The sequence below is a fragment of the Micromonospora sp. NPDC048842 genome, from assembly GCF_040649935.1.
GTDB lineage: Bacteria > Actinomycetota > Actinomycetes > Mycobacteriales > Micromonosporaceae > Micromonospora > Micromonospora hortensis.
In genome coordinates this window covers 26,586-46,601 of sequence record NZ_JBEZGK010000020.1, presented here as the reverse complement: position 1 = coordinate 46,601, position 20,016 = coordinate 26,586, and the positions used below count along the sequence as shown (strand labels likewise).

Here is a 20,016-nt window from a genome sequence, read left to right as displayed (position 1 = left end):
GAACGGACGACGGTCAGGAGAAGTAGCGTTTGCCCGGGTGGCCCAGGCGCAGTGCGGTGGGGCGGCGTGCCTCGGCCTCGAAGCCGCACGCGCGCAGCAGGTCGGTGCCGGATCCCTCGGCGATAGCCGCCGCGTTGTCGATGCCCGCCTCGCGCATCCCGGTCACCAGCGCGGTGACCAGCCGACGCCCGAGCCCCAACCGCCGGTACCGGGCGTCGACAAGCACGCCGTCGAGCACCATCTCCCGCTCCGGCAGGTGCGGATGCCACTCTCCGTACTCCAGGAATGGGCTCCGCTCATGGGCCCGCAGCTCACCAACCAGCTTGCCGTCGGGAAGCTCGGCAACATATCGCCAGCAGGTGGCCGGCAGGTCGCTACTGATCACCCGACGCACCTGCGCAGTCCGCCGGACCTCGGCAGCCCAGCGCCGATTGTCGCGATAGCGCCGGTTCAGCTCGTACGCGGCCGGTGGCAGCGGGAGCGGATACCGCTCGGGTGGCAACCGGTACCACTCCGCCCACCAGGCACCGGGCCAGTCCCGAGGCTCGTGGACCGGCCAGACGTCCAGGTGAGCCGGGTATCGGCGGCCCGCCTCGTCGCGCATGTCGTCGTGCGGAACCGGCGTGAGTTCGGTGACGCCGGAGATGGATGGTGGGACGCCAACGGCCAACGTCCCACCCGCCGCCTGGACGAGGCGTTCCACTGTCCGGAATCGGGGATCGAGCGCCCGCCCCGACTCGATTCGGGCAAGCGTCGGCTGCGGCACCCCGGATTTCTCGGCCAACTGCCGCTGACTCAGATCGGCCCGCCGACGCAGCGCGCGGAGCGCCTGCCCGAGATCGGCTCCGCCGGCCTCGTCGGTGTGGTCACTCGCCTCGGTCACAGGCGATGTTCCCGGCTGGTCAGCGAGCTATCAACACCCTGCGCCGAGCTGTGGATAACGCTGTGGACAACCTCGCCGACCGGTGGATGACCTACTCCCTCGACCCCTTTGGAGCTGAATCGTTTGCGGCATCACCACCGTCTCGGGGCCCCGGGCAACCAGGGCCGGGCCGGGGCTGGGGCTGGGGTCGGGGCTGGGGCCGGGGCTGGGGTCGGGCCCGGGGCTGGGGCCGCAGCCGGGCCCGGGGCTGGGGCCGGTGCCGGTGCCGGGGGTTGGGGCCGGGGGTTGGGGCCGGGGGTTGGGGCCGGGGGTTGGGGCCGGGAGTTGGGGCTGGGGTTGGGCTCTGAGCTAGCACCCTTGCTCCAGCGCCGGGCCATTGTCGCGACTCCCGGCGATTCGTTTACGACATCAGCTCCAAAGGGAGACCGGGATGGGTGCCCCACCCTGCTCGACCAGTCGATTCCACGCGTTGTTCCAACCGGCGCCGTCCGCCGCAGCTCGTACGGCCGCCCCGCCGCAGATCACAGCCGCAGATCACAGCCGCAGATCCAAGGCTGCGCGGCACGGACGCGGATCACAGTCGTGGGGTGGGCACAGAGCCCGGGCGGAGGGCGGGGCTACCGTGAGGGTGTGGCGCTCTCCCTGGCGATCTCGCCCTGCCCCAACGACACGTTCGTCTTCCACGCGCTGGTGCACGGGCGGGTGCCCGGCGCGCCGCCGGTCGAGGTGACGTATGCGGACGTGGACGTCACCAACACGGCGGCCGAGCGGGGTGCGTTCGACCTGGTGAAGGTGAGCTTCGCGGCGCTGCCCTGGCTGCTCGACGACTACCACCTGCTGCCCTGCGGCGGCGCCCTCGGTCGCGGCTGCGGTCCGCTGGTGCTCACCCGGGGCGACAGTGACGGCGGGCCGGACCGCACCGACCTGACCGGCGCCACGGTGGCGGTGCCGGGCGACCGGACCACCGCGTACCTGTTGTTCCGGCTCTGGTCGGCCGGGCGACCGCCGGCCCGGATCGAGGTGGTTCCGTTCCACGAGATCATGCCGGGCGTGGCGGCTGGGCGCTACGACGCTGGGCTGGTCATCCACGAGGCCCGGTTCACCTACCACCGGCACGGCCTGAGCGCGCTTGTCGACCTCGGCGAATGGTGGGAGGCAGACACCGGCCTGCCCATCCCCCTCGGCGCGATCCTGGCCCGACGCGGGGCGGTCGACCCGGAGGCCGCGGCCGGCTGGGTCCGCGAGTCGGTCCGGCAGGCCTGGGCGGACCCGGCGGCCAGCCGGGAGTACGTGCTGGCGCACGCCCAGGAGATGGAGCTCGACGTGGTCGACCGGCACATCGGCCTCTACGTCAACGAGTTCACCGCAGACCTGGGCGAGGCCGGTTTCGCCGCGGTGGCGGCACTGCTCGACCGGGCCGCCACCGCCGGCCTGGTGCCTCAGACCTCCAGCTCGCGGGCCACCGCGTGGACCAGCTGAGCGATCTTCTGCGCGGACTTCTTGTCCGGGTACCGACCCCGGCGCAGGTCCGGCTGGACCTTCGCCTCCAGCACCTTGATCATGTCTTCGACCAGGCCGTGCAGCTCCTCGGCCGGCCTGCGGCGCAGCTCCGACATCGACGGCGGCGCGTCCAGCAGCTTGACCCCCATGGCCTGCGCGCCCCGGCGGCTGTCCACCACGCTGAAGTCGACCCGCTGGCCACCCTTGAGGTCGGTGACACCCGCCGGCAGCGCCCCCTTGGGCAGGAACACGTCGCCGCCCTCGTCACTCGTGACGAAGCCGTATCCCTTGGCCGTGTCGTACCACTTCACTCGACCCGTAGGCACCTGAAAACCCCTGCTTCACTTGAGCCGCTACTGCTCCAAGGCTAGCTGGATCATCCGGTCGAGCGCCGCTGGGAATTCGGTGAGCTCGTCCAGCACCACTTCCGCCCCGGCCGCGCGCAGCTCATCGGCGGAGCACGGACCGGTTGCCACACCGATGCCGGGCACCCCGGCCGCTGCGGCCGCCACCATGTCCGCGACATGATCACCGACGTAGTGGGTCGCGCCGTGCTCCCGCAGAGCGGTCGCCTTCTGCTCGGCGAACAGGTCGCCGGCCAACTCGTCGACAGCGAGACCGAGGTGGTCCAGGTGCAACCGGGCCAGCCGGCCGATCTTGGACGTGACGACCAGCACCCGGCCACCCCGCGTACGGATCGCCTCGATGGCGTCTCCCGCACCGGGCAGCAGGAGCGTCGGGGTGATCGCGTACGCCGGGTACAGCTCGCGATACACCCGCACGGCCGACTCGACCTGCTCCGGCGGGAACCAGTGCGCGATCTCGGTACGCAGCGGCGGCCCGAGCCGGGACACCGCCAACTCGGCGTCGACCGGCACACCGGTCCTCGCGGTCAGCGCCCGGTACGCCGCGGCGATGCCGGGGCGGGAGTCCACCAGGGTCATGTCGAGGTCGAATCCGACGGTCAGTGCGGGCATGTCGAGAAACGTACCGGCTACTCCCAGTCGACCGGACGTCCGAGGGGCGCGGAAGCCCGGTGCCGGGCTAGCGTGGAAAGACGATGACCACCTCACTCGCCGACCACCTGCGGTCGCTGCCCGACGAGTCACTGGCCGCGCTCCTCCAGCTGCGGCCCGACCTCGTCGTGCCCGTGCCGGCCGACGTCTCCGCCCTGGCCATCCGAGCCCAGTCCCGGGTCTCCGTGGCCCGCGCGCTGGACGGTCTGGACCAGTTCACCCTCCAGATCCTCGACGCCGCCCGCCTCACCCGGAGCCCGGACGACGCCACCACTGCCACCGACACAGTGCTCGCGATGGCGACCTCGGGGCCGCAACCGCCGGCTCCGACGGCCGTCCGGGCCGCCGTGGGCCGACTGCGTGCGCTCTTCCTGCTGTACGGCCCGGAGCACGCGCTCCAGGTGCTGCCCGCCGTGGACGAAGTCTCCCCGTACCCCGCTGGGCTCGGCCGACCGGCCGCGGAGCTGGACCCGCGCACTGCGGCGCTCTGCGCGGACCCGGCGAAGCTCCGACGGACGGTGCTCGCCGCCCCGCCCTCGGCCCGGGCGATCCTGGACCGGTTGGCGGCCGGCCCGCCGGTGGGCAGCGTGCCGCCGGGGGCGTTGCAGGCGCCGCCGCTCGGCGCGGCGGACCCGGTCCTCTCCGACCCGACAAACGGGGGCGCGCCGACCGGCTCCCCGGTGCGGTGGCTCGTCGACAACCGACTGCTGGTCCCGGCGACGACCGGCTCGTCCACTGCCAGCGGAACTGTGGAGCTGCCCCGCGAGGTCGGCCTGCTGCTGCGCCGCGACAGCGGCCCCCTCGGGCCGCTGCGTACCAGCCCACCGCCGGTGGCCGCCACGCCGCGCGAGCCGAAGGCGGTCGACTCGGCCGGGGCCGGGCAGAGCATGGAGGTGGTCCGGCACACCGAAGGGCTGCTGGAGCAGCTCGGCGACGAGCCCGCGCCGGTGCTGCGTTCGGGTGGCATCGGTGTACGGGACCTGCGCCGGTTGGCGCGTACCGCCGGGCTGGACGAACCGACCACAGCGCTGTTGCTGGAGGTCGCGTACGCGGCGGGGCTCCTCGGTGAGCTGGAGATGCCCGGTGCTACCACCGGCCGGTACGGGGCGGATCAGCAGGTGCTGCCGACCGGCGGGTACGAGGTGTGGCGGGCCGCTTCGCTGGCCCAACGGTGGGAGCAGCTCGCCCGAGCGTGGCTGACCATGACCCGGCAGGTGGGGCTGGTGGGCCGCCGTGACGACCGGGACCGGCCGATCACCGCGCTCTCCGCCGAGGCGGAACGGGCCAGCGTGCCGGCCACCCGACGGGCGGTGCTCGGCGTACTCGCCGATCTGGAGCCGGCGACGGCGCCCACCCCCGAGGAGGTGCAGGAGCTGCTGGACTGGCGGGCTCCGCGTCGCAGCCGGGGCCGGGACGCCGCCCACCGGGAGGTGCTGGCCGAGGCCGCACAGCTGGGCGTGACGGGGTTGGGGGCGCTCACCTCGTACGGTCGGCTGCTGTTGGGGGACCTGACGTCGACCGACGAGCGGGGTGACGACCCGCTGGGTGTGCACGCCGACGTCGAGAGCGGCGACCCGTCCAGTGCCGCGCGGGCGCTGGACGCCCTGCTGCCCGCGCCTGTCGACCACTTCCTGGTGCAGGCCGACCTGACAGTGGTGGTGCCCGGCCCACCCGAGCCGGCGCTCGCCGTCGAGTTGGAGGCGATGACCGAGCTGGAGTCGGCCGGCGGGGCCAGCGTGCACCGGGTGACCACGGCGAGTGTGCGGCGGGCCCTGGATTCCGGCTACACGGCCGACGACCTGCACGACGTGTTCCGGCGTCGGTCACGTACCCCGGTGCCGCAGGGGCTCACCTACTTGATCGACGACGTGGCCCGTAAGCACGGCGGGCTGCGGGTCGGCCTGGCCGGGGCGTACCTGCGCAGCGACGACGAGACGCTGATCAGCGAGGTGTTGGCCGACCGGCGGCTGGAGTCGTTGGCGCTGCGCCGGCTCGCGCCGACGGTGCTGTGTACGCAGTACCAGGTTGGTCGGCTGCTGGGCGCGCTGCGCGACGCGGGGTACGCCCCGGTGCAGGAGGACGGCACCGGCAGTACGGTGCTGGCCCGGCCGCGAATCCGGCGGGCCCCGCCCCGGGTGTCGGTGACCACCCGGACGATCGACCCGCTGGCCGCCCCGAAGCTGCCCATGCCCCGGCTGCTCGGCGTGGTGGAGCACATCCGGCGAGGCGACGCGGCAGCGCGGGCCGCCCGACGGGCGCCGGCGGTGGTGCGCGGCGGCGCGCCCGGGTTGGGCGGCGGCCCGGTGCCGGCGCACACCCACAGCGAGGCCCTGGCGGTGCTCCAGCAGGCGGTCCGGGACAAGGCGCTGGTCTGGGTGGGTTACGTCGACGCGCACGGGGCGACGGCGTCACGTCTGCTCAAGCCGGTCTCGATCGGTGCCGGCTATCTGCGGGCCGAGGACGAACGGACCGAGATGCTGCACACGTTCGCCCTGCACCGGATCACTGCGGCGGTGGTGGCGGACTGATCGATGGCGCCACCGCGCGGGCGCCGTCGGTCAGCGGCGGCTGCGGCGTACGGTGCCGACCACCGAGATGATCAGCAGCAGCGCGAAGCCGGCCCCGGCGGATTCCCCGACCGAGTCGACGAAGCCCTGCTGCAGCACCAGCCAGCCGAAGAGGAACCACCCGAGGAGGAGCGTCGCCGCGACGGCGTACGCGATCACCGTCGCTCGGGACACCTCGTCGGGTGGTGCGTGCTCGTGCTCCGCGATCACGTCACGGTCGACCGTCATGCCCAGCCTCCCCGCCCGGTCCGGCCCTGGACTCCAAGGGTGACACTCGAAAGTCTGGTCGGACAGGGGGTTATCGCCGCGATTCGCTCCGTGTCACTCAGGTGCCGGGGCGCCGGCCGATCAGCACCACCCGGGTGCCGACCTTGCCGAGCTCCCACATCCGGACGGCGTCGGCGTGCAGCAGGTTGACGCAACCGTGCGAGCCGATCGACTTCTCGTGCAGGTAGGTGGTGGTCTCGTGGAAGCCCATCCCCTGGGTGAAGTGCTGCCAGTAGGGCAGCCACACCTCGTACGGGTTGGACCATTCCTTGGGGTTGCGGTAGTTGACGGCGTACGTGCCGGCCGGGGTGCGGTAGCCGGACATGCCGGTGCGGGTCACCGTCGGTGCCATGATCACCTTGCCGCCGCGGAGCGCCCAGACGGTCTGCCGGGTCAGGTCCACGCAGAACGTGGTGCCGGTGCCGGCCTTGCAGCGGGTCGTGTCGGTGGTGGCGAGGCGCTGGGCGACGTCGAGGGTGGTTGGTCCGGCGCGACCCTCGACGGGGCGAATGCCGTACCTCTTCTGGAACTTCTTGATCGCCGCGCAGTCGGCGGCGGACTGCCGACCGTCAACTGTCACGGCCCCGAACCCGCCCAACCGGGCCAGGTGGGTCTCCACCGCCCGCTGGTGCTGCCCCTGGGGGCAACCGGCGACGGTCGGCGTACCGGTGCCGGGGGTCGTGGTGGGTGCCGGGCGGGTCGGCTTGGGCGTGGGTTTCCGGGAGGGTTTCGGGGTGGGCGAGGCCGGCGTGGGCCGGCCGTGCTGGTCGGGCTCGGGCGTGTCGCCCGCCCCCGTTGCCTGTTCCGCCGCACCGGCTGGGGCGGCTCCCCCGCCACCACTCCCGCCGGACTGCGGATCGAACGCGCACGCTCCCGCGCCGACCAGCACGACCACCCCGAGGGCGACCAGCCGGGAAGTGATCCGGACATGCTTCATGGGCCCTCCCCAGACAGTCGTCCCTTTACTAGACGTTCGTGAGTGCCATCACGGTTGCGCCCGGTGAGCATCTTTCTTCCGCCGTCCCGCATCGTGCAACACTGGATGGTCGGCCAGCAGCGGGTAAGCGACCCGTTCCGGCGGGTCGGCCAACCGAGGAGAGGACGCTGGCGTGAGCGGTGGACCACTGATCGTGCAGTCGGACAAGACCCTGCTGCTGGAGATCGACCACCCCGACGCGCAGGCCTGCCGGATGGCGATCGCGCCGTTCGCGGAGCTGGAACGCTCGCCGGAGCACGTGCACACGTACCGGCTGACGCCGCTGGGTCTGTGGAACGCCCGCGCGGCGGGGCACGACGCCGAGGGTGTCGTGGATTCGCTGCTCAAGTACTCCCGCTACCCAGTGCCGCACGCGCTGCTGGTGGACGTGGCCGAGACGATGGACCGGTACGGCCGGCTTCAGCTCGCCAACGACCCGGCGTACGGGCTGGTGCTGCGCGCACTGGACCGGCTGGTGCTGATCGAGGTGGCCAAGAGTAAGAAGCTCGCCGGGATGCTCGGCGACAAGATCGACGACGACACCATCCGGGTGCACCCGTCCGAGCGTGGGCGGCTCAAGCAGGCGCTGCTCAAGCTGGGCTGGCCGGCGGAGGACCTGGCCGGTTACGTCGACGGTGAGGCGCACCCGATCGAGCTGGCCGAGGCCGGCAAGGACGGGCGCAAGCCGTGGACGCTGCGCTCGTACCAGCGGGAGGCCGTGGAGGCGTTCTGGGCCGGCGGGTCGGGAGTGGTGGTGCTGCCGTGCGGCGCCGGAAAGACCCTGGTCGGCGCGGCGGCGATGGCCGAGGCGAAGGCGACCACACTGATCCTGGTCACCAACACGGTCGCCGGCCGGCAGTGGAAGCGGGAGCTGATCGCCCGCACCTCGCTGACCGAGGAGGAGATCGGCGAGTACTCCGGCGAGCGCAAGGAGATCCGCCCGGTCACCATCGCCACGTACCAGGTGCTCACCTCGCGGCGCGGCGGCGCGTTCACCCACCTTGACCTCTTCGGGGCCCGCGACTGGGGCCTGGTCGTCTACGACGAGGTGCACCTGCTGCCCGCGCCGATCTTCCGGTTCACAGCGGACCTCCAGGCCCGCCGCCGGCTGGGCCTCACCGCGACTCTGGTACGCGAGGACGGCCGCGAGGGTGACGTGTTCAGCCTGATCGGGCCCAAGCGGTACGACGCGCCGTGGAAGGACATCGAGTCGCAGGGCTGGATCGCCCCGGCCGAGTGCACCGAGGTCCGGGTGACACTGACCGACGCGGAGCGGATGTCGTACGCGACGGCGGAGGCCGAGGAGCGCTACCGGATGGCGGCGACCGCCCGCACCAAGCTGCCAGTGGTCAAGGCGCTGGTGGACCGGCACCCGGACGACCAGGTGCTGGTGATCGGCGCGTACATCGACCAGCTGCACCAGCTCGGCGAGTACCTCGACGCGCCGATCATCCAGGGTTCGACCACGAACAAGGAGCGGGAGCGGCTGTTCGACGCGTTCCGGTCCGGTGAGTTGCGGACCCTGGTGATCTCGAAGGTCGGCAACTTCTCGATCGACCTGCCCGAGGCTGCGGTGGCGATCCAGGTGTCCGGCACGTTCGGCTCACGCCAGGAGGAAGCCCAGCGGCTGGGTCGGGTGCTGCGACCGAAGGCCGACGGTCGACAGGCGCACTTCTACACCGTGGTGTCCCGGGACACGATCGACACCGAGTACGCGGCGCACCGGCAGCGCTTCCTCGCCGAGCAGGGGTACGCGTACACGATCGTCGACGCCGACGACGTCCTCGGCCCGAAGCTACCGACCGTCGACTGACCCTTTTCGCCTTGATCGGCTCGGTTTCCCGGCCTTGATCGACTCGGTTTCCAGGAAGTCGCGGTGTCCAGGGCGCTCTGATGCCCCGGTTTCCTGAAAGCCGAGTCGATCAGCGCGGGGAGAAGCGGTCCACCAGGACCGCGAGCCGGCGGTCGTGGTCGGCGCGGCGGAGCCGGCCGCTGCGCATCAGCGTGACCAGCCCGTGCAGGCCGGCCCAGAAGGTTTCGGTGACCGTCTCCAGGTCGTCGTCCGCGGCGACCGGGCGCACCGTCTCGGCCAACTCGGCGAAGCCCCGGGCCAGGTCGGTTGGCACGTCCTGGCTGGCGAACGGCAGGTCCACGGCGAGGGTGAACATCGCGTCGTAGATCGCGGGCCGCTGCTGGGCGAACGCGACGTACGCGGCTGCCACGTCGGCGACCGCCTGCCGGGGGTCGGCGGCGGAGGCTCGGGCCGAGACCAGCGCGGTTGCCAACTCGGCGAAGCCCTCGACGGCTACCGCCGCCATGATGGCGTCCTTGCCCTTGAAGTGGCTGTAGAGGACGGGCTGGCTGTACTCGATCTCGGCGGCGAGCCGTCGGGTGGTTACCGCGTCCCAGCCTTCGGCCAACGCCAGGTCCCGTGCCGCGGTGATGATCGCCTGCTCCCGTTCAGCCCGCTCACGCTCCCGGCGCGCCTGTGTCGACATGACAGCAACCCTAGCACCGCTAGCGATCCTGTCGGTGCTCTGCTAGCGTCGCTCTCATATCTAGCAGTGCTAGGAATTGGAGCGAACTCATGCTGTCACCCCTCGCCTACGGGCTCGCCGTCGTACTCAGCCTCTTCGTCGCCTTCATCGGCGCGCGCTTCCTGCTGGTGCCGCAGGCCGCAGCCGCCGGGTACGGCGTGCCGGCCCGCCCGGACGGCGACCCCGCCTACCTGACTGTCAAAGGGCTCAAGGACCTCACGTTCGGGCTGCTCGGCCTCGCCCTGATCGCCTTCACGACCGCCGACGCGGTCGCGTGGTTCATGCTGATCGTCGCGCTCGTCCCGCTGGGCGACACCGTCATCGTGCTACGGAACGGCGGCACGAAGGCTGTCGCCTTCGGCATCCACTTCGCCACCGCCCTCGTCGTCCTCCTGGGCGCCGCCCTGCTGTTCGCCCTGTAGCTGCCAAGATCGCCGGCCGCGCCCCCACCCGTGTTGATCAAGAGGTTTGCGTCATCGATCGGCCTGATGATGACGCAAACCTCTTGATCAACGGAGTCGATGGGTCACGACGTGGGGGGTGGACAGCGGTCGGGGAGGGTTACCTCGCCGGGGCGGTGGTCGAAGGTGTCCATGGTGAACCATTCGTCCAGCTCCGGGTCGAAGAGGTTCTGCAGGCCGAACTGCAACACCTGCCACCACCGGCTCGGGTCGTGCTGGTCGACGTAGATGTCGCCGAGCGAGATCGGGAACCGGAAGAACTCCCCCGGCACCGTGGAACCGCCGACCACCCCGACCCGCCAGTGGTCCACGTGCCGGCCCTTCTCACCCTGCAGAATCTCGGGCCCCACATAGCGGGCGGTCTTCAGCTTGTCGTTGAAAATCTGGCGGTTGAAGAACCCCGGGACTTTGCTGCACGCGCGGGGCGGAAACAGCGGGATGTTCGGCCACCTGTAGGTGAGCGTGTAGAGCGTGTTCTCGTAGATCAGGTTCGTGAACCAGATCGGATGGTCCGGGCCACCGGCGGTCATCTGGCTGTTGCCGTCGCGGCCCTGCCAGGAGAACGGCACGTCGATGCCGAGGTCCCGCACGATGTACCGGCCGGTGCCCTGGAAGTCGGCGGGGAGCAGCGGTGGGCGCGGCTCCCGCGAATCGGGGACCGTGGGACCGTCGGCCTGCGCCGCGCGGGGCAGCGGCGCCGCCGCCGGACCGGGCGCGACCACCCCGAGGGCGAACAGAGCGCCGGCCACCGCCGAAACCAGAGTCCGACGGGTACGCCTCGACACCATGCCTCCTCCGCCGACGTGCACAGTGGCCGGCGCACTGATCGCGCGCGTGCCTTCGGCGAAGCGTAGGAGCAGGAAAAATGTGAGAGCGGGCGGAACGGATGGCCTCCACCTGACGAGTGACGAGACGCGCACCGCCTGGAACCCAGAGCGGGCCCGAGCCGGCGTAAGGCGCACCTGACCGCTTGATCAACAGCGTCCTTCGAGGCGCGGGCAGGACATGCGCTGTCCGACCGCTCAGGCGGCGCGGAGCTTACGAAGGACGTACTGGTTGAGACTCATCCCGTCCTCGGCGGCCTCGATGGCGAGCTCGCGATGCAGGCTCTCTCCGACACGGAGGTTGAACTTGCCCGAGTAGCTTCGCTCCGCGAACGGCTGCGGCACCGCCTCGCCCTGCTCCTGCATGTCGGCGATCACCTCCTGCAACAGACCTTGAAGGCCCTGCAGCGCCTCCACCTGCGTGGGGGCCAGCCAGGAGAGCGACGGAAATTCGGCGCAGGTGGCGACAAACTCCTGGTCATCGACCGACCAGGTGACACGGTAGGTGTAGTGCGTGATCTCGGGACGGGCGTCGGGTTGCATCACATGGCCTCCTTCTTGTCGATCGCCTTGAGAACCTGCCGGACCTGGTACGCCTTGGCCTTGCCCTTGTCGTCCTGGATGTTGACGCGTGGGTCACCGGTCCACGGCATCCGGAACACGGCATGCGAGGTGCCCGTCTGCCGCGGCTTCCCGAAGTAGTGCTCGCACACCCGATAAAGATCGTTGTAGGCGATGTTCTGCTGACTCTGCCGCGTCGCTTCGACAAGCCTGGCTATCGAGGGCACCCAGTAATGGTACTACCCGCAGTACCAGTACTCCACTCTTTAGAGGACCCGGGTCACCTGTTCGGCGGCGACCACTGCGTCCCGCCGCGCCGTGTCGAGGTTGGCGCTGATCACCACTGACGCGCCGGCCGAGAGCGGCGCGAGCAACCACTTCAGCGGCTGCTCGGTCTCGGCGGCGTCGACCAGGAGGCGGTCGCCAGCGCGCAGGTCCAGCATCGTGGCGAACTCCTGGGCGAGCGCGCCCCACTGACCGTAGGTGGTGCCGTCCGCGGTGGCCGGATCCGACGGGTGGATGGCGGTGTGGTCGGGCGCGCCGTCACCGTGCCGCAGCACCTCGGCGGACCAGTCCAACCAGCCCAACGGCACGTCGTCCAGCCGCCCCGGGCCGGTGCCGACGAGGTAGCGGTGCGGCGCGTCCGGCACGTCCTCCAGCCAGTCGTCCTGCCGCTCCGGCGTCACGAAGACCGCGTCGAACGGCCGGTCGCCGCCCGGTTCGAGCACCGCCAGGCCCGCTGTGGCGCGCGGTCGGAACGACACCGCCAGGCCCGAGGCCCAAGCGCCCAACAACACCGCTGCGGTACGCCAGTGCGGCGGCAGCAGGACCGCTACGCGGCTGCCGGGGCCGAGTCGGCAGCCGTCCCGCAGCAGGCTCGCGCTGCGTGCCGCCCACTGACCGACCTGCTGCGCCGTCAGGTCGACGCGCTCGCCGGTCGCCTCGTCGCGGTAGCTGAGCAGCGGACGCTCGGCCTCGACGGGCCGGGCCGCCAGGTCGGCAGTGACGGTTGGCTGCATCTCCACGCTCCCCGGGTCGACGTCGACACCACAGTACGCAACGACTTTGGTCGCACCGGTCCTCGGCCGATGGCCGTATCGGGTGACCAGGTGACCCGCGCAGGGTGCAGGAAACGATCCCCGAGACGCCGCCAAGGAGCGCCATGCCGACCGGACCCGACCCCGTCAGCGCCGACCACCCCGCCGCCGACCGTCTGCCTTTGCGTCGGCGGCTCCTGCCGGTGATCGCGTTGCTGCTGCTCGCACCGTGGGCGGCCGAGTGCTCGTGGGGTGGCTTCGCCATCGACGACTTCCTGCCGGTGTTGATCTTCCTGGGCCCGATGTACGGCGGCGCGGCGCTCCTCATCCGGGAGACCGCGCGGCACCTCGGCGCGGGCTGGCCGACCATCGTGCTGCTCGCCGCCGCGTTCGGCGTACTCCAGGCCGGGCTGGTCGACCAGTCACTGTTCAACCCCGACTTCCTCGACGACACCCAGTACGCCGACACCCGGGCCGCCGCCGAGGCGACGCTGGTGCCGGGGCTCGATCTCAGCCTCCGACAGGCCTTCGACTACGTGGGCAACCACATCGTGCTGACGATCTGCGCGCCGATCGTGCTCATCGAGTCGTTCCTCGGGCCGGACCGCCGTCACCGGCCGTGGCTGGGCCGGCCCGGTCTCCTTGTCGTCGGTCTGATCTACCTGCTCGGCAGCCTGTTCATCTTCTCCGACATCAACGGTGACAAGGGCTTCCTGGCCAGCCCACTCCAGCTCACCGTCGCGGCGTTGCTGGTCCTCGCCCTCGTCGCGACGGCCCTGCTCCCTCGTTGGCGCCGCGCCCACCCGCGCCGGGCCCGTCGGGTGCCGAACCCCCTCTGGGTCGCTCTGCCGGTCGTCCTCGTCCGCCTCGGCTCCGACCTGACGCCCGGCTGGCCGGGGATGATCATCGCTTTGTCGCTCTCCGCCATTGCCGGAGGGCTGATCGCCTACTGGTCGTCCCACAACGGTTGGGGGCAGCGGCACGTGCTCGTTGCCGGCACCGCGGGCCTGGTCGTCGCTGCGGCGTTCGCGTACCTGGTGCCGCCGTACTCTCCGGCGAGCCCGGCCGCGGCCCTGGCCGGCGACGTCGCCGTCACCGTCATCACGGTCACCCTGGTCGTGGGAGCCTGGTGGCGGCTGCGCAGTGCTTCGCCGACTGTTCATGTTGGCGCAAGCTGACGCTCCCCGACAACTGTCAGCCTCCGTGCGGGTACGACCTAACGGAGGAAGTCCTTGACACTCAGAAGAGCATTCACCGCGCTCACCGCAGCCGGTGTCGCCGCCGCCAGCCTGACCGGGGCCACCCCCGCCTCGGCCGGCGGGCACCACCACCCAGGCCTGTCGCTCGCCTTCGACCGGGTCGCCACGTACCCGGTGTTCCAGAACCGTCCGGCCGGCGAGGATCCGACGACAGCGACGGTCGCCGAGATCTCGGCGGTCAGCGAGGACGGCCGCACCCTGATCCACACCGACGCGCTGGCCCGACGCATCGGCTTCCTGGACATCTCCCGTGCCGACCGGCCCCGCGGCCTCGGCACGCTCTCCCTGTCCCAGCTCGGCAACGCCGAGGACGAGCCGACCTCGGTCGCCGTGGTCGGCAGGTACGTGCTGGTGGTGGTGAACACCAGCGCCAGCTACACAGCGCCATCCGGCCGCCTCGACGTGATCGAGCTGGCCAGTCGCGAGCGGGTGGCCAGCTTCGATCTCGGCGGTCAGCCCGACTCGATAGCGATCAGCACTGACAAGCGGTACGCCGCGATCGCCATCGAGAACGAGCGCGACGAGGAGGCCACCCCACCCGGCGGTGAGGAGGGCGACCTGCCCCAGGCACCCGCCGGGTTCGTGCAGATCGTCGACCTGGCCGGGAAGTCTCCGGCCGGTTGGCGGCTGCGGCCGGCCGCGCTGACCGCTGCCGACGGCAGTGCGCTGCCCGCGCTGGTGCAGGCGGGTCTCGCCGCGCCGACCGACCCCGAGCCGGAGTACGTCTCGATCAACAGCCGCAACCAGTTGGCAGTGACGCTCCAGGAGAACAACGGCGTCGCCCTGATCGACCTACCCACCGGCCGGCTCACCACTGTGTTCAGCGCCGGCACCGCCACCATCAGCGGCATCGACACCAAGAAGGACGGTGTCATCGACCTGACCGGCGGCATCACCGACGTGCCGCGCGAGCCGGACGCGGTGGCCTGGGTCGACGACCGCTATCTCGCCACTGCCAACGAGGGCGACTGGCACGGCGGCACCCGTGGCTGGTCGGTCTTCGACAGCCGCAGCGGACGCGTCGCCTGGGACGCCGGCAACACCTTCGAGCGGCTCGCCGTCACATACGGGCTGCACAACGAGGACCGGGCCGGCAAGAAGGGCACCGAGCCGGAGGGCGTGGCCGTCGCCGAGTACGACGGCGTCCGGTACGCGTTCGTCGGCTCGGAGCGGAGCAACTTCGTCGCCGTCTACGACCTGGACGACCCCACCCGGCCGGTCTTCCGGCAGGTGCTGCCGACCACCAACGGGCCGGAAGGGCTGCTGCCCATCCCGTCGCGCGGGCTGCTCGCGGTCTCCAGCGAGGAGGACGACGCCGCCGTCAACGTCCGGGCCTCGGTGTCGCTCTTCCAACTCGGCAGGACCACCCCGGCGTTCCCGAGCATCGTCTCCGGCACCGACCGGGCCGGCACCCCGACCGGTTGGGGAGCACTCGGCGCGCTGAGCGCCGCACCGGGCAAGCGGGACCAGCTCTACAGCGTCACCGACGCGGCGTACGGCCAGACCCGGATCCTCAACATCGACGCGAAGCGGACGCCGGCCGTGATCACCGGCGCACTGCCGGTGCGGGACGCGGCCGGCGCTCCGGTCGGATACGACGCGGAGGGCATCTTCGCCCGCCCGCAGGGCGGCTTCTGGCTCGCCGTGGAGGGTGCCAAGGGCGCGGAGAACAAGCTGGTCCGGCTCGACGCCGCCGGGGTGACCCGGCAGACCGTCGCACTGCCCGCCGAGGTCGCCGCCGGCCTCGGCAAGCAGGGCCTGGAGGGCGTCACCGCTACCAGCGACCGGCAGGGCCGGGAGATCGTCTGGGTGGCCGTGCAGCGGGAGTTGAGCACCGACCCGGTCGGCATCGTCCGGCTCGGCCGCTACGACGTCGCGGCGGGCACCTGGAGTTGGTTCGGCTACCAGTTGGGGACCACCACAGTGGCTGGCGACTGGATGGGCCTCTCCGAGATCACCGTCGTCGGCGACCGGCTCGCGGTCATCGAACGGGACAAGCTGAACGGCCCGGCCGCCGCTGTGAAGCGGATCTACACGGTGCCACTGCCCGGTGCGGCGGCCACCGGGCCGCTGACAGTGCTGCCGAAGACGCTCGCCGTCGACGTGCTGCCCGCGCTGCGCGCCACAAACGGATGGACGCAGGAGAAGCTGGAGGGTCTGACAGTGGCCGGCAACGGCGAGGTGTACGCGATCACCGACAACGACGGGGTCAAGGACGCCACCGGCGAGACGGTGCTGCTGCGCCTCGGCTCCAGCCGCAAGGTCTTCGGCCGCCGCTGATCCGGCAGCCGACCTGGCCCGGCGTCCACAAACGTGGACGCCGGGCCGCGCTGCTTCGCGTCCGCCGACCGTTGTCGGTCCCGTCAGCGGGTGGGCAGTTCCGGGCCGCCGTCGAGCAGGGGGCCGAGCAGGTCGTCGTACTCCTCGACCCGGGCCAGGACCTCGGCGGCGGTGAACTGGCGGACGGCCGGCTTCCGGCCGCGCGCGCCGGCCTCGACCTCGTCCCAGGTCAGCGGCGTCGACACCGACGGCACCGACTGGGCGCGTAGCGAGTACGGCGCAACAGTGGTCTTCGCCGCGTTGTTCTGGCTCCAGTCGATGAAGACCTTGCCCGGTCGGAGGTTCTTCGCCATCTTCGACACGATCAGCTTCGGGTGGGCCTTCTCCAGCTCCTGGGCGATCCGCCGGGCGTAGTCGGAGACGAGGTCGGACGGCTGGGTGCCGGCGATCGGGCAGCAGAGCTGCATGCCCTTCTTGCCGGACGTCTTCGGGTACGACTCGATGCCGTCGTCGGCGAGGCGGTCGCGCATCAGGACCGCCACCGGGCAACACTCGGCGAGCCCGGCCGGCGGGCCCGGGTCCAGGTCGACGACCATCATGTCCGGGTGCTCGCCCACCTTCCACTGCGGTGTGTGCAGCTCCAAGGCGGCCAGGTTGGCCAGCCAGACCAGTGTGGGCAGGTCGTCGGCGACCACGTAGTCGATGGTCTCCCGGCCCTTCGTCGACCCGGGCGCTGGCAGGTTCTCCACCCGTACCCAGTCCGGGGTCGCGGCCGGCGTGTTCTTCTCGAAGAACGACTTGTCGTCCACCCCGTTGGGGAAGCGGATCCGGGTGACCGGTCGGTCCCGCAGGTGCGGCAGCAGCACCGGGGAGATTCGGGTGTAGTAGTCGATCACCTCACCCTTTGTGAACCCGGCCGCCGGGTAGAGCACCTTGTCCAGGTTGGACAACTCCAGCGCGCGGCCCTCGACGTCCACCCGTAGCCGTTCACCCGGCATCGTCGACCTCCTCGGGAGGCTTGTCCGGGCGCAACCGCAGCACCCGGGGGAAGCGCAGCCGGCCGTCAGGGGTGCGCTGGCCGTACTTCACCTCCACCACCACCTGGGGTGTTACCCAGATGGCGCCCCGCGCATCCTCGCGCGGCATCCCCGGCGCGAACGGTGACACGCCGGAGCGCAGCGGCTCCAGCTCGGCGAGGAGCTGCCGCTCGATGGCCGCGCCGATGCCACCGCCGACCCGACCCCGGTAGATCAGTCGGCCGTCCGGGCCGGGCACCCCGACCAGTAGCCCGCCGATGCGGCGCGCGCCCGGTCGCCAACCACCGATGACGAAGTCGCCGGTCACCTCCAGCTTGACCTTCACCCAGTCCGGCGAACGCACCCCCGGGCGGTAGACGGCCCCGACCCGCTTGGCCATCACCCCCTCCAGGCCGTGCTCCCCGGCCGCCTCGTAGGTGGCCGGCCCGTCGGCGAACATCGGCGGCACCGCCCAGCGGAGGCCACCGAGCGCGAGCGCCTCGAGGGCCTCCCGGCGGCGCTCGTACGGCCAGCCGGTCAGGTCGTCGCCGTTCAGCCGGAGCAGGTCGAAGATCATGTACGTCACCGGCATGACCGCTGCCAACCGGGCCGCCTTGGCCCGATCCCGGACGTGCATCCGCTCGGCCAGCGCGGTGAACGACGGCTGCCCGCCCTGGCCGAGCAGCACCACCTCGCCGTCGAGCAGCGCGTCGTCGACCTGCTCGGGCAGGGTGGCCAACTCCGGGTACGCGGCGGTGATCTCCACGCCGGAACGGGCATACAGGTGCTGACCGCCACCTGAGATGTCGGCCAGGGCGCGGACGCCGTCCCACTTGAACTCGTAGGCCCAGCCGTCACCCGCCGGGAGCGGCCCGGTCATCGCGAGCATCGGCTTGAGCGGCGCGCCGGGCACGACCCGACTGTAGTAGCAGCCCGAACACCTCGCGTCCGGTTCTTTCGGATGCGAGCATGGTCGATACCGGGGAAGGGAGCGCAGGATGCGTGCCATCTGGAAGGGAGCCGTGTCGTTCGGGCTCGTCTCGATCGGGGTGAAGCTCTACTCCGCGACCGAGGAGAAGGACATTCGGTTTCACCAGGTGCACCGCGAGGACGGCGGTCGAATCCGCTACAAGCGCACCTGCTCGGTCTGCGGCGAAGAGGTCACCTACGACGACATCGCCAAGGGCTACGACATCGGCGGCGGCGAAATGGTGATCCTCACCGACGAGGACTTCGCCGACCTGCCGCTGACCAGCTCCCGTGCCATCGACGTGCTGGAGTTCGTGCCGGCCGAGCAGGTCGACCCGATCCTCTACAACAAGGCGTACTTCCTCGAGCCGGAGGGCGCGGCGACCAAGCCGTACGTGTTGCTGCGCGACGCGCTCATCGACTCGGAGCGGGTGGCCATCGTCAAGGTGGCGCTGCGCCAGCGGGAGCAGCTGGCCACGCTGCGGGTCCGCGAAGGTGTGCTGCTGCTCAACACCATGCTCTGGCCGGACGAGATCCGCACACCGGACTTCGGTTTCCTCGACGAGGACCTCAAGGTGCGCCCACCGGAGCTGGCCATGGCCAGCTCTCTGATCGACTCGATGACCGGCGAGTTCGAGCCGGACGTCTTCACCGACGACTACCGAGCCGCGTTGCAGGAGGTCATCGACGCCAAGGTGGAGGGTCGGGAGGTCGTCCAGCCGGAGGAGGTCGAGGAGGCCCCGGCTGCGGCGGTGGACCTGATGGCAGCGTTGAAGGCCTCGGTGGAGCGTGCCAAGGCGGCTCGTGGCGAGCAGCCCGCCCGCGGTGGTGGCGGCGGCGAGCCGACGCCCATCTCGTCGGCCCGGTCGGCGCAGAGGGCAGCCGAGAAGAAGGCGGCCAAGGCACCCGCGAAGAAGGCCGCGGCCAAGAAGACGGCCGAGAAGAAGGCGGCGGAGCCGGCGAAGAAGACCGCCGCCAAGAAGACCGCCGCGAAGAAGGCGGAGCCGGCGAAGAAGACCGCCGCACGCAAGACCGCACCTCGCAAGAGCGCCTGACCGGGTACGGCAGCGGCGGCGGTGTCCGCCTCGCCGGGTACGCTCCGCCGGCCGCTGGCGACCGGAGGAGCCCCCATGCCGTACACCCCTGATCTGGACCGGTTACTGACGCCCGGCGCCCGCTTCACCGACCAGCACGGCGGGTACCTGATCGAGGTTCACCCGGTGGGCGACATCGTGTTGCCGACCGGCCGTGTGGTCGGGTGTGACCCGCTGGTCTGCCCGGAGGCGGAGCCGTTCACAGTGACAGTGCCGCCGGGGCGGCATCCCGCGCGCGCCTGGGTGGCTGTGGTGCTCCGGGAGGACGCCGAGGTGGACCGGCGGGTCGCCGCGCTGGAACTGGTCGTCTCAGCCGAGCCGACGATCCGCTGGGAGCCGGCCGTCGCGGGCGACCAGGACGTCGCCACGCTCGGCGCGGACGACTACTTCGGCTACGGAGTGGACGCCGGCGTCGGCACCCTCGCCGATCCGACAGCGCTCGCCGTCCTGGAGACCTGGGACGAGGACCGGGTCGAGGAGGTCTTCATCCCGACCGAGCTGCCCTCGTCCCCGGTCCCGGGGCTGATCACCGCCGTGTTGGACGAGGCCAGCGGTGCCAACGTCGTCACAGTGGCCACCGGTTGGGGCGACGGCTGCTACGGCACCTGGATCGGCCGTACCGCCGACGGACGGATCACGTCGTTCGTGACCGACTTCATGGTCGTCCCGGAATAACCGCCCGGGAAAGCCCCGGAACTGTCGCGCTGGGCGATCCGAGGCGTCGGCGGCGGGCACGGTAGGCCGCGGTGCGGGTACCGTGTGCGTCGGC

The 20,016-nt window shown here is 71.3% G+C and carries 20 protein-coding genes; 8 read left to right on the top strand and 12 right to left on the bottom strand.

What is annotated here, in order from left to right:
* Positions 1–13: 13 nt before the first annotated feature.
* On the bottom strand, positions 14–883 hold the full coding sequence (locus AB0C19_RS24650) for a helix-turn-helix transcriptional regulator (protein WP_357189032.1): 870 nt from the start codon (positions 881–883) through the stop codon (positions 14–16).
* 630 nt (positions 884–1,513) lie between these two features.
* Between AB0C19_RS24650 and AB0C19_RS24645 the strand changes: the two genes are divergently transcribed.
* Positions 1,514–2,362 carry a 1,4-dihydroxy-6-naphthoate synthase gene (locus AB0C19_RS24645; protein ID WP_357189029.1) on the top strand — a complete coding sequence of 283 codons (849 nt, stop codon included), beginning with the start codon at positions 1,514–1,516 and terminating at the stop codon, positions 2,360–2,362.
* Here AB0C19_RS24645 and AB0C19_RS24640 read toward each other — a convergent pair.
* Together AB0C19_RS24640 and AB0C19_RS24635 are read right to left on the bottom strand one after the other, a co-directional pair.
* Positions 2,323–2,709, bottom strand: a complete 387-nt coding sequence (locus AB0C19_RS24640) for a cold shock domain-containing protein (protein ID WP_124816498.1) — start codon at positions 2,707–2,709, stop codon at positions 2,323–2,325. The genes AB0C19_RS24645 and AB0C19_RS24640 overlap by 40 nt on opposite strands.
* 27 nt (positions 2,710–2,736) lie before the next feature.
* The gene (locus tag AB0C19_RS24635; protein WP_357189026.1) at positions 2,737–3,360 is read right to left on the bottom strand and encodes an HAD hydrolase-like protein; all 624 of its coding nucleotides are present in this window, start codon (positions 3,358–3,360) and stop codon (positions 2,737–2,739) included.
* Between the two features lie 83 nt (positions 3,361–3,443).
* Here AB0C19_RS24635 and AB0C19_RS24630 point away from each other — a divergent pair, with 83 nt between their 5' ends.
* A complete protein-coding gene (locus tag AB0C19_RS24630) occupies positions 3,444–5,927 on the top strand; it encodes a helicase-associated domain-containing protein (protein ID WP_357189023.1) in 2,484 nt (827 codons plus the stop codon).
* Between the two features lie 30 nt (positions 5,928–5,957).
* Here the strand turns inward: AB0C19_RS24630 and AB0C19_RS24625 are convergent, their stop codons facing one another.
* Entirely contained in the window at positions 5,958–6,194 is a 237-nt protein-coding gene (locus AB0C19_RS24625; protein WP_091395293.1) for a hypothetical protein, read from the bottom strand.
* Between the two features lie 97 nt (positions 6,195–6,291).
* On the bottom strand, positions 6,292–7,170 hold the full coding sequence (locus AB0C19_RS24620) for a L,D-transpeptidase family protein (protein ID WP_357189020.1): 879 nt from the start codon (positions 7,168–7,170) through the stop codon (positions 6,292–6,294).
* A gap of 172 nt (positions 7,171–7,342) precedes the next feature.
* Here AB0C19_RS24620 and AB0C19_RS24615 point away from each other — a divergent pair, with 172 nt between their 5' ends.
* Positions 7,343–9,022 carry a DNA repair helicase XPB gene (locus AB0C19_RS24615; RefSeq protein WP_091395299.1) on the top strand — a complete coding sequence of 560 codons (1,680 nt, stop codon included), beginning with the start codon at positions 7,343–7,345 and terminating at the stop codon, positions 9,020–9,022.
* A 109-nt stretch (positions 9,023–9,131) separates the two neighbouring features.
* Here the strand turns inward: AB0C19_RS24615 and AB0C19_RS24610 are convergent, their stop codons facing one another.
* A complete protein-coding gene (locus AB0C19_RS24610; RefSeq protein WP_357189016.1) occupies positions 9,132–9,707 on the bottom strand; it encodes a TetR/AcrR family transcriptional regulator in 576 nt (191 codons plus the stop codon).
* An 89-nt stretch (positions 9,708–9,796) separates the two neighbouring features.
* Between AB0C19_RS24610 and AB0C19_RS24605 the strand changes: the two genes are divergently transcribed.
* The gene (locus AB0C19_RS24605) at positions 9,797–10,168 is read left to right on the top strand and encodes a DUF4267 domain-containing protein (RefSeq protein WP_357189013.1); all 372 of its coding nucleotides are present in this window, start codon (positions 9,797–9,799) and stop codon (positions 10,166–10,168) included.
* 104 nt (positions 10,169–10,272) lie between these two features.
* Here AB0C19_RS24605 and AB0C19_RS24600 read toward each other — a convergent pair whose 3' ends face one another.
* The 4 genes from AB0C19_RS24600 to AB0C19_RS24585 all read right to left on the bottom strand — a co-directional run bounded on the left by AB0C19_RS24600 (position 10,273) and on the right by AB0C19_RS24585 (position 12,611).
* Entirely contained in the window at positions 10,273–10,992 is a 720-nt protein-coding gene (locus AB0C19_RS24600) for a hypothetical protein (protein WP_357189010.1), read from the bottom strand.
* A 237-nt stretch (positions 10,993–11,229) separates the two neighbouring features.
* Positions 11,230–11,574, bottom strand: coding sequence for a toxin-antitoxin system HicB family antitoxin (locus tag AB0C19_RS24595; protein WP_327036526.1), 345 nt, complete (start codon positions 11,572–11,574; stop codon positions 11,230–11,232).
* The gene (locus AB0C19_RS24590; protein ID WP_357189006.1) at positions 11,574–11,819 is read right to left on the bottom strand and encodes a toxin HicA; all 246 of its coding nucleotides are present in this window, start codon (positions 11,817–11,819) and stop codon (positions 11,574–11,576) included. Before AB0C19_RS24590 ends, AB0C19_RS24595 begins: the two co-directional genes overlap by 1 nt.
* Positions 11,820–11,858: 39 nt before the next feature.
* Positions 11,859–12,611, bottom strand: coding sequence for a TIGR03089 family protein (locus AB0C19_RS24585; protein ID WP_357189002.1), 753 nt, complete (start codon positions 12,609–12,611; stop codon positions 11,859–11,861).
* Between the two features lie 143 nt (positions 12,612–12,754).
* Here AB0C19_RS24585 and AB0C19_RS24580 point away from each other — a divergent pair, with 143 nt between their 5' ends.
* Both AB0C19_RS24580 and AB0C19_RS24575 read left to right on the top strand, forming a co-directional pair.
* Complete coding sequence (locus AB0C19_RS24580; RefSeq protein WP_357189000.1) at positions 12,755–13,807, top strand: hypothetical protein; 1,053 nt, start codon at positions 12,755–12,757, stop codon at positions 13,805–13,807.
* Between the two features lie 54 nt (positions 13,808–13,861).
* Positions 13,862–16,168 carry an esterase-like activity of phytase family protein gene (locus AB0C19_RS24575; protein ID WP_357188997.1) on the top strand — a complete coding sequence of 769 codons (2,307 nt, stop codon included), beginning with the start codon at positions 13,862–13,864 and terminating at the stop codon, positions 16,166–16,168.
* A gap of 83 nt (positions 16,169–16,251) precedes the next feature.
* Here the strand turns inward: AB0C19_RS24575 and ligD (AB0C19_RS24570) are convergent, their stop codons facing one another.
* Both ligD (AB0C19_RS24570) and ligD (AB0C19_RS24565) read right to left on the bottom strand, forming a co-directional pair.
* Entirely contained in the window at positions 16,252–17,166 is a 915-nt protein-coding gene (ligD, locus tag AB0C19_RS24570; RefSeq protein WP_357188994.1) for a non-homologous end-joining DNA ligase, read from the bottom strand.
* On the bottom strand, positions 17,156–18,097 hold the full coding sequence (ligD, locus tag AB0C19_RS24565) for a non-homologous end-joining DNA ligase (RefSeq protein ID WP_357188991.1): 942 nt from the start codon (positions 18,095–18,097) through the stop codon (positions 17,156–17,158). Before ligD (AB0C19_RS24565) ends, ligD (AB0C19_RS24570) begins: the two co-directional genes overlap by 11 nt.
* 85 nt (positions 18,098–18,182) lie before the next feature.
* Between ligD (AB0C19_RS24565) and AB0C19_RS24560 the strand changes: the two genes are divergently transcribed.
* Together AB0C19_RS24560 and AB0C19_RS24555 are read left to right on the top strand one after the other, a co-directional pair.
* The gene (locus AB0C19_RS24560) at positions 18,183–19,208 is read left to right on the top strand and encodes a Ku protein (RefSeq protein ID WP_357188988.1); all 1,026 of its coding nucleotides are present in this window, start codon (positions 18,183–18,185) and stop codon (positions 19,206–19,208) included.
* A 75-nt stretch (positions 19,209–19,283) separates the two neighbouring features.
* Positions 19,284–19,922 (top strand): DUF4241 domain-containing protein, encoded by a 639-nt coding sequence (locus AB0C19_RS24555; protein ID WP_357188985.1) that lies wholly within the window; start codon positions 19,284–19,286, stop codon positions 19,920–19,922.
* The last annotated feature ends 94 nt before the right edge of the window (positions 19,923–20,016 follow it).